The organism is Undibacterium sp. 14-3-2 (genome assembly GCF_016595265.1).
In the GTDB taxonomy this organism is placed as follows: domain Bacteria; phylum Pseudomonadota; class Gammaproteobacteria; order Burkholderiales; family Burkholderiaceae_D; genus Undibacterium; species Undibacterium aquatile.
The window spans coordinates 497,500-509,654 of the sequence record NZ_JAENGS010000002.1 but is presented as its reverse complement, the minus strand read 5'-3'; the positions used below and the strand labels follow the sequence as shown (position 1 = coordinate 509,654).

General features: G+C 51.2%; 11 protein-coding genes. 5 read left to right on the top strand and 6 right to left on the bottom strand.

What is annotated here, in order from left to right:
- Positions 1-53: 53 nt before the first annotated feature.
- Together pgi and Undi14_RS18390 are read left to right on the top strand one after the other, a co-directional pair.
- A complete protein-coding gene (gene pgi / locus Undi14_RS06755; RefSeq protein ID WP_186882937.1) occupies positions 54-1,700 on the top strand; it encodes a glucose-6-phosphate isomerase in 1,647 nt (548 codons plus the stop codon).
- Between the two features lie 215 nt (positions 1,701-1,915).
- The gene (locus Undi14_RS18390) at positions 1,916-2,041 is read left to right on the top strand and encodes a hypothetical protein (protein WP_255422771.1); all 126 of its coding nucleotides are present in this window, start codon (positions 1,916-1,918) and stop codon (positions 2,039-2,041) included.
- A 106-nt stretch (positions 2,042-2,147) separates the two neighbouring features.
- On the opposite strand, the gene gloA is transcribed toward Undi14_RS18390, so the two are convergent.
- The 6 genes from gloA to glyQ all read right to left on the bottom strand — a co-directional run bounded on the left by gloA (position 2,148) and on the right by glyQ (position 8,244).
- Complete coding sequence (gene gloA, locus Undi14_RS06750) at positions 2,148-2,546, bottom strand: lactoylglutathione lyase (protein WP_186882938.1); 399 nt, start codon at positions 2,544-2,546, stop codon at positions 2,148-2,150.
- Between the two features lie 101 nt (positions 2,547-2,647).
- Positions 2,648-3,568 (bottom strand): M48 family metallopeptidase, encoded by a 921-nt coding sequence (locus Undi14_RS06745; protein ID WP_200178860.1) that lies wholly within the window; start codon positions 3,566-3,568, stop codon positions 2,648-2,650.
- Between the two features lie 210 nt (positions 3,569-3,778).
- Positions 3,779-4,525 carry a 1-acyl-sn-glycerol-3-phosphate acyltransferase gene (locus Undi14_RS06740; protein ID WP_200178858.1) on the bottom strand — a complete coding sequence of 249 codons (747 nt, stop codon included), beginning with the start codon at positions 4,523-4,525 and terminating at the stop codon, positions 3,779-3,781.
- A 32-nt stretch (positions 4,526-4,557) separates the two neighbouring features.
- Entirely contained in the window at positions 4,558-5,133 is a 576-nt protein-coding gene (gene gmhB / locus Undi14_RS06735; RefSeq protein WP_200178855.1) for a D-glycero-beta-D-manno-heptose 1,7-bisphosphate 7-phosphatase, read from the bottom strand.
- 23 nt (positions 5,134-5,156) lie between these two features.
- Positions 5,157-7,241 (bottom strand): glycine--tRNA ligase subunit beta, encoded by a 2,085-nt coding sequence (gene glyS, locus Undi14_RS06730; protein WP_200178853.1) that lies wholly within the window; start codon positions 7,239-7,241, stop codon positions 5,157-5,159.
- Positions 7,242-7,311: 70 nt separating this feature from the next.
- Complete coding sequence (gene glyQ / locus Undi14_RS06725; RefSeq protein ID WP_186882943.1) at positions 7,312-8,244, bottom strand: glycine--tRNA ligase subunit alpha; 933 nt, start codon at positions 8,242-8,244, stop codon at positions 7,312-7,314.
- A 248-nt stretch (positions 8,245-8,492) separates the two neighbouring features.
- Between glyQ and Undi14_RS06720 the strand changes: the two genes are divergently transcribed.
- The 3 genes from Undi14_RS06720 (at position 8,493) to Undi14_RS06710 (ending at position 11,988) form a co-directional block, all read left to right on the top strand.
- Complete coding sequence (locus tag Undi14_RS06720) at positions 8,493-11,018, top strand: EAL domain-containing protein (protein ID WP_200178852.1); 2,526 nt, start codon at positions 8,493-8,495, stop codon at positions 11,016-11,018.
- Between the two features lie 3 nt (positions 11,019-11,021).
- Positions 11,022-11,264 (top strand): hypothetical protein, encoded by a 243-nt coding sequence (locus Undi14_RS06715; protein ID WP_200178848.1) that lies wholly within the window; start codon positions 11,022-11,024, stop codon positions 11,262-11,264.
- A 70-nt stretch (positions 11,265-11,334) separates the two neighbouring features.
- Positions 11,335-11,988 (top strand): 3'-5' exonuclease, encoded by a 654-nt coding sequence (locus Undi14_RS06710; protein WP_200178846.1) that lies wholly within the window; start codon positions 11,335-11,337, stop codon positions 11,986-11,988.
- Positions 11,989-12,155 lie beyond the last annotated feature (167 nt).

Sequence of the window (12,155 nt, the reverse complement as noted above, 5' to 3'; positions counted from 1 at the left end):
CTGCGTAACTGCGGATTAATTTTTCACTTTCTGTTCACATTGGTTTTGACGATATGAATATTACGCTGACACCGGAATGGTTATCCCTGTTAGAACATCAGAAGCGCCTGGAAAAAACGCATTTACGCGATCTGTTTGCACAGGATAGCCAGCGATTTCAGCGTTTTTCATCAGAGCTGGAAGGCCTGTTGGTTGATTATTCCAAGCAACGTCTGGATCAGCCTGCGCTCGATAGCCTGATGGCATTGGCGCGTTTAGCCGATGTTGAAGGCTGGCGAGATCGCATGTTTTCCGGTGAAAAAATTAACATCAGCGAAGACCGCGCTGTGTTGCACACCGCCTTGCGCCACATGGATTACAAGGCATTTCCGGCAGTCGACAATGATGTGATGCCGCAGGTGCGTGCAGTGCGCAAACAGATGCGCGACATTGTTGAACGCGTGCGCAGCGGTTTATGGCGTGGCTTTAAAGGCGACGCGATACAGAATATTGTGAACATCGGTATCGGTGGTTCCGATCTGGGCCCCAAGCTGGCAACCCGCGCGCTGTCTGCTTTGCAGCATCCTCATCTGAAATTTTATTACGTGTCGAATCTCGACAGTGCGCATCTGGCACCTTTACTCGAAGAGCTCGATCCGCGCACGACGCTGTTTGTGGTGGCATCCAAAACGTTCACCACGCAGGAAACCAGCATTAATGCGCATACCGCACGTACCTGGCTGATGGCAGCCGCGATGGAGGAATGGGCGATTGCCAAGCACTTTATTGCGGTCACTTCCAGCCCGGTCAAAGCGCATGAGTTTGGCATCCCCGATAGCAATATCCTTGAAATTTGGGATTGGGTCGGCGGTCGTTATTCTTTGTGGTCGGCCGTGGGATTATCGGTGGCGCTGGCGATAGGCATGAATGGCTTTGAGCGCCTGCTGATGGGGGCGGAAGCGATGGATACCCATTTCAGAACGACGCCGCTGGAGCAAAATCTGCCAGTCCTGATGGCGCTGATTTCGATCTGGAATACCAATTTCCTCGGTGCGGAAACCACAGCGATACTGCCGTACAACGAATCTATGCGCCATCTTCCGGCATTTTTACAGCAATTGGAAATGGAGTCGAATGGCAAAGCGGTTGATCGTGATGGGCAGGCGTTAACTTGTCATGCCAACCCCATCGTCTGGGGTGAAATTGGCGTGAACGGGCAACATGCTTTTTTCCAGTTATTGCATCAGGGCGGCTGGTTGATTCCTTGCGATTTTGTGGTGGCCGCTTCCAGTGATTTCCCTTTACCCGGGCATCAGGCACCATTGCTGGCGAATTGTCTGGCACAAAGCGCGGCACTGGCATTTGGTAAAACCGAGGCGCAGGCACGTGAAGAGTTGACGCAGGCAGGGCTGAGTGAGGTGCAGATTGCGAAACTTCTGCCGCACAAAGTGTTTGCCGGTAATCAGCCTTCGACCACGATACTGATGCCCGGTCTTGATCCTTTCCAGCTTGGGATGCTACTGGCACTGTATGAACATAAAGTTTTTGTGCAGGGCGTAATCTGGCGCATTAATTCATTCGACCAATGGGGAGTTGAATTAGGTAAACAACTGGCGAACCGCTTGTTGCCGGCGATTTTAGGCGATCAGTCGAATGATGCACAGTTGGATACATCGACCAGCGGCCTGATTGCGTATTTCCGACGGTACGGACACGTCTGATTGTTGGCGTACATTAGCTGACATGTGCTGTTACCGAATTGGTTCAGTGCCTGATGCAGAACTATCGTCTTACTGCTCACAAATCACATTCAGGCATTAAAGGTTAAATAATGAAAAATACTTAATCAATGAATAATTGATTCAAGGAAACTTTATTGACCTCACAGGTCTTTAGTTGCTATAAAGAAAGACTTTCTTTTGTCTGAGTTTTGCATATGTGGACGGCCATTTTTACCGGTTTATTACTGCTGTTTATTCTGAGTATGCTGTTTCTGGCAAAAGCAATTAATCAGATGGTGAGTCGTCCGGACGAACAGGAAAAAGAACCTGAGCAAAGGTAGCGGAACCGCTGCTTGTCTTTTGACTCGCATGAAAAAAAGCGCAGAATCTCTGCGCTTTTTTATTTGATCTGGTTAGTACAGCAATAGGGGCTTATTGCAGCAAACCTTACAGACTAACCTCAGACATACGCTGGATGAATTCAATTTTATAGCCGTCAGGATCCTGTACAAACGCAATCACCGTATTGCCACCTTTCACCGGGCCAGCTTCACGTGTCACATTGCCGCCGCGTGCTTTGACGGCTTCGCAGGCCGCATACGCATCCGGAACCGCGATGGCGATGTGTCCATACGCTGTACCCATGTCGTACTGCTCAACACCGTAGTTATAAGTCAGTTCCAGTTCCGCATGCTCAGGGTTGCAGCCGTAGCCGAGAAACGCCAGCGTGTACTTGTATTCAGGATTATCCGACTGGCGGAGTAATTTCATACCAAGAACTTCGGTATAAAAAGCGATGGATCGTTGTAAGTTACCGACGCGTAACATGGTGTGCAGAATGCGCATGTGTTTTCCTTTATATACTGGGGGGAGTAAATCAAATTTATTCAAAAAGTCTTAGTGTTGATGCGGATAAAAGGGGGAATATTCAGGATACCCCCCATTTTTCAGAAATCAGGCAGATCAGCGCTGGCGTGTTGGCGCAACTGATGGCGGGCAATTTCGAAGTCAGGGAAGACCGATTGTACCGTCGCCCAGAAGCGCGGACTATGGTTCATTTCCCGCAAATGCGCGAGTTCATGTGCGACCACATAATCAATAATCTGTGGTGAAAAATGGATCAGCCGCCAGTTCAGCCTTATCTTGCCTTGCGATGTGCATGATCCCCAGCGCGTCGTTGCTGCCGACAAAGCCATGCTGTGATAACGGACATTCAACTTCTCGGCGAAGATGGGTAAGCGCTGATTAAATTCGCGTCTGGCTTCTTGCTGCAACCACGCCTGCACCCGGTCTTTCAATTGCTGCTCGTTTGCGTCATGGGGCAGGCTGATTATCAGCTCGCTGGCTTCGTGCTGGAAATGCGTACCGCTGGCAGAGGCCGGTGTGATACGTAAGGTAATCTCATTGCCCAGGTAGGGCAGCCTGGCACCATCACACCATTGCATTACCGGTCGGGCGCGACGTGCTGTCAGTTCTCGCCGCTCTGCCAGTTTGCGCAATATCCAGGTTTGTTTTTCATGGATGGCTTTTTCAATGTCCGCAAGTGTGACCCAGCGTGGCGCGGTGATGCGCAGGCCATCTTCGTTAATCAGAAAGCCTATGCTGCGTCGCTTCGATCTTTGCAACTGATATGTCAGCCAAGTTCCTTGCAACTGTACGCGTCGCAGATCACCTGTTCGCCGCTCTATGTCGGTCTCTGTCGACGGGAGCTGAGGTGGCGGTTGTAAGGTCGCTGGTGGTTGTGCTACCTGGCTGCCAGGTTGTGGTGTCGGCGAACGCAGACGTTCCGACACCAGAAAATCACTGAATAAATCCAGTTGCAAGGCGCGTTGTATCGCTTTACCTAAAGATGGGAGCGGGGATTTCATTTCAACCGAGACACACTGAGTACACTGAACTTGTTTTGCACGCTTTTATCCGGAACAACAAAAAAGAGATTAGCCAGTGCGCAATGTATACCAAGTTGAAAAAGTCCGCAGAAGTCGCCAGAAGTGGCGGCCGGTGGCGAGCTGCATTGAGTACCGTCGCCTGTGATGCCGCGCCTGCCGGTGTATTCTGACGGCAGGCTAGGCTGGTATTTATTTCTGTTCGTTTTTGTACACGTCAGGCGAAATCACGCGCATTTCTGCTTCTATCCAGGTTTCGACTTTTTGCATCAGTTCGGCTGCTGTGCAGCCATCCGGGGAGATCGGTTTCCCCACTGATACTGTGATCAGACCGGGCTTTTTGATAAACGAATTTTTCGGCCAGCATTCGCCAGAGTTCAACGCGATCGGTACCACAGGCGTATTGGTTTCCACTGCCAGACGGGCGCCACCACCTTTGTATGAGCCTTTTTTACCGACTGGAATACGGGTGCCTTCCGGGAACATAATGATCCACTGACCATCTGCCAGACGCTTCTTGCCCGTGCTGACGACCTGCGCAAACGCATCTTTACCTTTTTTTCTGTCGATAGGAATCATGCGCAACATGGAAATTGCCCAGCCAAAAAACGGGATATACGTAATCTCTTTTTTGAAGACAAAGACCAATGGTCTCGGTGTTGCCATCAGCAGAAAAATAGTTTCCCATGCCGACTGATGTTTAGACAAAATAATCGCTGGCGCATCCGGGAAATTTTCATAACCTTTGAATTCGTAGCGAATACCGCAAACGACTCTGGCGGCCCACACCACAAAGACATTCCAGCGCGCCGTAATGTAGTAACGCTGGTTATATGGCAGAAATGCGAACAACATGCTGATTGGTGACCAGATCACCGTGATAGCAATCATCAGCAACATGAAAATAAAAGAGCGGATAAAAAGAATAGCGCGATACATGAGATTTCCGTTCATTACGACTGACAGCGGAGTCAGATCGCAATATTAATGTCAGTTTTGATGTCAGCCTGATTTGAAGCAAGCAAATGATCGACCATGGTTGCCAGGTCGGGATGAATTTGTGTGCCCGGTGGCAGTCCGCCTTTTTCCTGCGTTTTCTGGCCTTTACCCGTCAGCACCAGATGGGGAATGCAGCCGACCACAAAGCCTGATTGCAGGTCGCGTAAAGAGTCACCGATGGTATGCACGCCTTTCAGATTGACTTCATAGCGGCGTGAGATTTCCTGCAACATTCCTGGTTTAGGTTTGCGGCAATCGCAATTTTCATCGGCCATGTGCGGGCAAAAAAAGACGGCGTCAATCGTCGCCCCGACTTGTTGTGCTGCCGCATGCATCTTCTGGTGAATTGCATTGAGCGTGGCCATATCAAACAACTTACGCCCTATGCCAGACTGATTGGTTGCCACCACCACGCGATAACCCGCCTGATTCAGGCGGGCGATCGCTTGCAGCGAACCGGGGATAGGCACCCATTCATCCGGCGACTTGATGAAGGCATCGGAATCATGATTGATGACGCCATCGCGGTCGAGAATAATGAGTTTCATCGGCAAATCCTTAGACGTCATTCTTAAGCAGCGAGTTTAGAAATATCAGCAACCTGATTCAGCATGCCGTGCAGACTGGATAGCAGTGCTAAACGATTAGCCCGCAAAGCAGGGTCTTCTGCATTCACCATTACATCGTTAAAGAAGCTGTCGACTTCAGCACGCAAGGCAGCCAGCGTTTTCAGCGCAGCAGTAAAATCGCCTTTGGCAAAGGCAGCATCAACTTGTGGTTTCACATCAGCCATTGCTTTCGCCAGCGCCTGTTCGGCCGCTTCTTGTAATAATGCCGCATTCACTGCGCCGGGTGTGCCTTCTGCTTTTTTCAGAATATTGGTGATGCGTTTATTCGCAGCGGCCAGCGAGACTGATTCCGGCAAAGCTGCGAATGCCTGAACTGCCTGCAAACGTTCGACGATGTTGTCCAGCGTATCCGGATTTTGCGCGACGACGGCTTCAACTTCATTTTGCGCAAAGCCACGTTCACGTAATTGGCCGCGCAAACGGTCGAACAGGAAATTCAATACATCGGCGCTCGGATCTTTGAACTGGCTATTGCCAGCAAATAAAGCGACGGCGTCCGCCAGTAAGGCAGATAAAGACAAGGGCAAACGTTTCTCAACCAGCATGCGCAAAATACCTAAGGCGTGACGACGCAGCGCAAATGGATCACGGTCGCCGGTTGGTTGCAGACCGATGCCCCAGATACCGACCAAGGTTTCCAGTTTGTCGGCCAGCGCGACGGCGGTGCCGGTTGCGCTCGCTGGCAATGCATCACCTGAAAAACGCGGCTGATAGTGTTCAGAGGCTGCGGCGGCAACGTCGGCATGTTCGCCATCGTGCAGGGCGTAATAGGTGCCCATGATGCCTTGCAGTTCAGGGAATTCACCGACCATGTCGGTCAGCAAATCGGTTTTTGCCAGCAAGGCGGCACGTTCTGCCAGTGCAACATCGCTATGCAGCGTTGCGGCGATTTTTCCAGCCAGTGTTTTGACCCGTTCTGTGCGTTCGGCTTGTGAACCCAGCTTGTTGTGATACACCACATTCGCCAGCAGAGGCAGACGCGATGCCAGCGTTTTTTTCTTGTCTTGCTCAAAGAAAAATTTAGCATCCGACAAGCGCGGACGTACCACGCGCTCGTTACCCTGAATGATGTGTTCCGGTGTTGCCGTTTCCAGATTCGAGACGATCAGAAAGCGTGAGCGCAGTTTGCCGTTGGCATCGGTCAGCGCAAAATATTTCTGATTGGTTTGCATTGTCAGGATCAGACATTCCTGTGGAACTGCCAGAAATTCCTCTTCGAAATGGCACTCATAAACGACCGGCCATTCGACCAGCGCCGTCACTTCATCCAGCAGCGATTCTGGCATCAGCACCAGATCGTCGCCTGCCTTTGCCAACAGCGCGGTGCGGATTTGTTCTTTACGTTCGCTGACGCTGGCAATCACTTTACCTTCGGCTTTCAGCGCAGCGGCGTAATCGTCGGCGTGGCTGATACTGACTTCGCCAGCGGACAGGAAACGATGGCCTTTGGTGATGCGGTCACTGCTCAGACCAAGCAAGGATAAAGGGATGACGTCCGCACCGTGCAGAGCGATGATTTTATGTACCGGACGTACAAAATGCACAGTATCGCCATCGGGACGCTGATAACTCATCACTTTAGGAATCGGCAATTTGCTGACCGATTCTTCTATGGCAATTTGCAATGCTGGTGCCAGCGCGGAACCGGCTGCAGTGTAGGTGTAGAAAAAACTCTCTGCTTTACCGTCGGCCGCGCGCTCCAGATCACTGATCTGTAAATCAGCAAAACCCATCGCAGCGAGTTTCTTCGCCAGTGGTGCGGTTGGCTGACCTGCGGCATCCATGGCGACAGAAACCGGCAGCACTTTTTCGCGGATTTGTTTATCCGGCGATGTGGCGCGCACACGCGTGATACTGACGGCCAGACGGCGCGGTGAAGCATAGCTGGTGGCGACGGAATCCGCTTCTAAGAAATCACGTGATTTCAAGCCATTGACGATGCCAGCGGCAAACGCTTCGCCGAGTTTCGCCAGCGCTTTGGGTGGCAGTTCTTCTGTAAATAATTCAACTAACAGTGTTTGGTTCATGTTTATCTTTCCTGCATACCGGTCAGTAACCGGCATCCGAAATTGTGTAAGGCGTCTGCGCGTTCAGGTTTCAGGCGACAACAGGTTTATGCTTATCGTCGGCGGCGCACATAGGGAAACCGAGTGCTTCACGCGATGCGTAATAGGCAGCGGCAACAGCGCGTGACAGATTACGGATACGACCAATATAGGCGGCACGCTCTGTCACCGAAATCGCCCCGCGCGCATCGAGCAGATTGAATGTGTGTGCGGCTTTCAAGATCATTTCGTAAGCAGGCAACGCCAGCGATTTTTCTGTTACTTCGAGCAGACGCTTGGCTTCTGCTTCGTAGTTGGTGAACAACGAGAACAGGAAATCGGTATTTGAATATTCAAAGTTGAAGGTCGATTGTTCAACTTCATTCTGATGGAAGACATCGCCGTAGGACAGGCGCACCGTTTTGCCGTTTTCTTCACGCTCGGTCCAGACCAGATCGTAGACATTTTCCACGCCTTGCAGATACATTGCCAGACGTTCGATACCGTAAGTGATTTCACCGAGGATAGGTTTGCAATCAATGCCGCCGACTTGCTGGAAGTAAGTGAATTGCGTGACTTCCATACCGTTGAGCCAGACTTCCCAGCCCAGTCCCCAGGCACCCAGCGTCGGGTTTTCCCAGTCATCTTCAACAAAGCGGATGTCGTTTTGCTGTAAATCCAGCCCCAGTGCCTTGAGCGAGCCAAGATACAAATCGAGAATGTTTTCCGGTGCTGGTTTCAATACCACCTGATACTGATAATAGTGCTGCAGACGATTCGGATTTTCACCATAGCGACCATCTTTCGGACGGCGCGAAGGCTGGACGTACGCTGCACGCCAGGGTTCAGGCCCGATCGCACGTAAGAAGGTGCCAGTGTGCGAAGTTCCCGCGCCGACTTCCATATCGTAAGGTTGCAACAAGGCGCAGCCTTGTTTGTCCCAGTAATCTTGTAATGTCAGGATGATTTGTTGAAATGTGAGCATCGTGCTGTCTGCCTTTATCGCAGCCGGGGCGGCGCGAGGAATAATGTTTGCTAAACCTTCGATTTTAACCTAGAAATGCTGGTAGTAATGTCATCCGCTCAGACTAGGCGACACATTGCCGCAACGTGAAACGCCGTCGTGCTCACTTTTCGTTCTTCACATTAACGTTTATATTGCGTTAATGTTTTTAACAAGGTATAAAAATCTTCTCGCAGATTTCACGACGATTGAGGGGAGCGATGTAGCTGATGGACATAACAGGCCGCACAAATTCTTTGGACGAAGAGTCGCAAAGATTGGAAAACTGGTATCTGCTGCTGGGAGAGCTGACGGATTGTCTTTGGTATCCGGATGATTTACCCGGATTGCTGGAAGGATTTTGCAAGATACTGGTGTTGCGGGCAGGCTATTCACATACTGAAATTTTTTTTGAAAACAACGGCGAGAAATCCCGTTTTGAAGCGACTTCTGCACGGGCACCAGATTTTTTGTTTAACTCCTCAGATGATGAGCACTATGGCACCCATGCGCTGACGCTGGATTTCAATGTCGCGTCGCAGATGCATCTGACATTATCTGTCAGAGCATCATTTGAACTCAATGAAGCAGCAGAGCCAAGAAAAGTATTGACGCGTTTTGCGGAAGAGCTGGTCAGTGCAGTCCGCGCGCTGCTGACCACACAAGATCATCATGATCTGCAAAATAATCTGGAGTTGCTGGCGCTGTCAGTGCACCAAAGCCCGTACGCGATACTGATCACAAATGCTGCCGGTGAGCTTGAGTACTGCAATGCCGCCTATACCCGTATCTCAGGTTTCAGCCTGAACGAAGTCAAGAAAACCCATGCGCTGTGGAATAACGGCGCTGCCAGTGATGCCGCGCATAGAAACGCGTTTCTGGCGTTGAAGAGTGGTGAACACTGGCATGGCGATGTACAGAGCCGACATCTTAACGGCCATCTGTACTGGGAGCGCCAGGTCGTCAGTCCTTTGTGCAATGAAGCCGGACAGGTCACACATCTGGTGGCCGTGCGTCAGGATATTTCGGATAAGCAGTTTCAGTTACAGGAAGTGGAACAGGCCTTGTTGTTGCGGGAGCAGGCGCTGGTATCGAGCAGCAATGGCATCATGATCACTCGCAGTGATGAAACCGACCACTCCATCGTCTATGTGAATCCTGCATTTGAACGGATTACCGGTTACCGCGCCGATGAGGTAATAGGACGCGAGGGCCGTTTTCTGGTGCGCGATGATCTGGCGCAGCCGGATCTGGAAGAAATTCGCACTGCTTTGCGTGAGCGACGTGAAGGCCGTGCTTTATTGCGGAATTATCGTAAAGACGGCTCGCAATTCTGGAATGAATTACATATTTCTCCCGTCAAAGATGCTGCCGGTGCGGTGACAACCCACTTTGTCAGCGTGATTAATGACGTCAGCGAACGTGTTAATTATCAGAAAGAACTCGAATATCAGGCCACGCATGACAGCCTGACCGGGCTGGCGAACCGCAATCTTTTGAATGACCGCATTTCTCAGGCGATTGCCTGGGCCAAACGCCAGAATCTGCATGTGGGTTTGCTGCTGCTGGATCTTGATCATTTCAAACTGATTAATGATGCATCCGGTCATGGTGCCGGTGATGAAATGCTGAAGCAAGTCGCACAACGGCTGAACATGTGTGTGCGTGATACCGATACGGTTGCCCGTCTGGGTGGCGATGAATTTGTGATTGTGTTGACGGATTTGCCCGAGAGCGGTGACGTGGATGTGATTTCAGAGAAAATCATGCAGTCCTTATCCCGGCCCATGCACATCAATGGCAGCGAAATTTTTGTCACTGCCAGTATCGGCGTATCGGTGTATCCACGCGATGGCGATCACGGCGAAATTCTACTGCGTTATGCGGATATTGCGATGTACCGCGTCAAAGAACACGGGCGCAACAGCGTGCGTCAGTTTATTCCCGAAATGGGCGTCACCGCGATCAGTCGCCTGAATATGGAAAGCGCGATGCGACGCGGTCTGGAGCGCGCTGAATTTGCTTTGCATTACCAGCCAAAAATTGATCTGAAAAGCGGGCTGGTTGTTGGCGCAGAGGCCTTGGTGCGCTGGTATCACCCGCAGATAGGTCTGATTCATCCTATAGAATTTATCCCGCTGGCCGAAGAAACCGGACTGATTTTGCCGCTCGGCGAATGGGTCTTGAATGAAGCCTGCCGCCAGCAGGTAGCCTGGGTAAATAACGGGATGGGCGTGTTCAAGATTGCGGTGAATATGTCTTCACGCCAGTTCCGCCAGGATGATCTTGCCGAGCGCGTTGCCAATATTATTCAACGAAGTGGCGTTGATCCTCACGCAGTCACACTGGAATTAACCGAGAGCATGGTGATGCAGGATGTCAGCAGCACCCTGATGACCTTGCGTTCACTGAAAAATCTGGGCTTATCGATTTCACTCGATGATTTCGGCACAGGCTATTCCAGTTTGTCTTATCTGCGGCGTTTCCCGATTGATGAGCTGAAGATAGATAAATCATTTATCAATGATATTCATGTGAATCCGGATGATGCCGCGATTGCCGGCGCGATCATTGCCATGGGATTGAGTCTGGGTCTGAATGTCGTGGCGGAAGGTGTAGAAAAAAATGAACAGGCAAGCTTGCTCAAAGAGATGCGCTGTACTCAGGTGCAGGGATATTATTTTTCTAAGCCAGTGGATGCGTCCGCTTTTGAAGCGTTCGTACTGAAAAATCAGGCGCGGCGTGTTGAGGAGTGAGTCATGAGCAAAGCGGCGACCAATCAACTGGTGTGGCACGTCGGCGCCGTTAATGCCCTGGCCGATATATTGGTCGATGCCGAGATTCAGAAATCGCTGGCGGTGGGCGACCTGACGATTTATCATTTTCAGCATAATGGCAGCGAAAAAATGGCGGTGACTTTGCCTGATGGGCAGTCTCTGATGATTTCACTCGCGGCGCGTGCCAGTCACCCCGCACGCCGCCGGCAGGATGTCAATAATTAGCGCTGTACGTCGTGCATGCTGCGGGTACTGATAGACTGGCAGTCATTCCGTCATTCACCACACTTATTCCATGATGTCAGAACAGGAAACAACCCTGCCGCTTTACCCGGGGATCGCTGAAGCCAATATCCATATCGTTGCAGATGCCGCCTCAGCTGCGTTTGCGTATCGGCATCTGTCGCAGGCGAGCGTGCTCGGTTTTGATACTGAAACCAAACCCGTCTTTCAAAAAGGCCAGCGCCATCAGGGGCCGCATCTGATACAACTGGCGACCGAAACCAAGGCCTTTCTTTTTCCTGTCGTGCAGGCCGTGAATATCGATGTCGTCAAAGCGGTACTGGAAGCGCAGCATATTCTGAAAGTCGGTTTCGGCTTGAGTGACGATTTGCGGCATTTGAAAAGCAAACTCGATATCACAACGACGAACGTGCTCGACCTGGCCAAAGCGCTGCGCGAAAACCGGCATCAGGACATGGGCGCCAAAGCGGCGGTGGCAAAATTTTTTGGCATGCAGTTATCGAAATCAAAAAAGACCTCGACATCCAACTGGGCGCAGCAGCCGTTGACGGACAAGCAGATTGCCTACGCGGCGAATGATGCACATGTCGCCTTGCTGGTGTATCAGCGCTGGCTGACCTTGCAGCCAGCAATCCGAAAAGCGACAACACCTGCAACCACGCCGGCAACGACGTCACCGACTCCGGCATCGGCGCTATCGCGCTAGCGTGCGAGATTTTTTCAGGGAAAACAGCATACTCCCCCCTTATTTTATAAAAACGCCGCTATTGTCGGCATAAACAAAGGGTGATTTAAGATACTGGGGGGAGTATTATTGAAACTCGCAGAGCCTCTGCAGGCAGGCGTGACCGCGATGACGCGTTCGTCTTAGTC

Excerpts from the sequence above, each read along its gene's own strand:
- glyQ (WP_186882943.1), bottom strand. The coding sequence starts at position 8,244 with ATGCTCACATTTCAACAAATCATCCTGACATTACAAGATTACTGGGAC.
- Undi14_RS18390 (WP_255422771.1), top strand. The coding sequence starts at position 1,916 with ATGTGGACGGCCATTTTTACCGGTTTATTACTGCTGTTTATTCTGAGT.
- Undi14_RS06745 (WP_200178860.1), bottom strand. The coding sequence starts at position 3,568 with ATGAAATCCCCGCTCCCATCTTTAGGTAAAGCGATACAACGCGCCTTG.
- glyS (WP_200178853.1), bottom strand. The coding sequence starts at position 7,241 with ATGAACCAAACACTGTTAGTTGAATTATTTACAGAAGAACTGCCACCC.
- Undi14_RS06715 (WP_200178848.1), top strand. The coding sequence starts at position 11,022 with ATGAGCAAAGCGGCGACCAATCAACTGGTGTGGCACGTCGGCGCCGTT.
- gmhB (WP_200178855.1), bottom strand. The coding sequence starts at position 5,133 with ATGAAACTCATTATTCTCGACCGCGATGGCGTCATCAATCATGATTCC.
- gloA (WP_186882938.1), bottom strand. The coding sequence starts at position 2,546 with ATGCGCATTCTGCACACCATGTTACGCGTCGGTAACTTACAACGATCC.
- Undi14_RS06740 (WP_200178858.1), bottom strand. The coding sequence starts at position 4,525 with ATGTATCGCGCTATTCTTTTTATCCGCTCTTTTATTTTCATGTTGCTG.
- Undi14_RS06710 (WP_200178846.1), top strand. The coding sequence starts at position 11,335 with ATGATGTCAGAACAGGAAACAACCCTGCCGCTTTACCCGGGGATCGCT.
- pgi (WP_186882937.1), top strand. The coding sequence starts at position 54 with ATGAATATTACGCTGACACCGGAATGGTTATCCCTGTTAGAACATCAG.
- Undi14_RS06720 (WP_200178852.1), top strand. The coding sequence starts at position 8,493 with ATGGACATAACAGGCCGCACAAATTCTTTGGACGAAGAGTCGCAAAGA.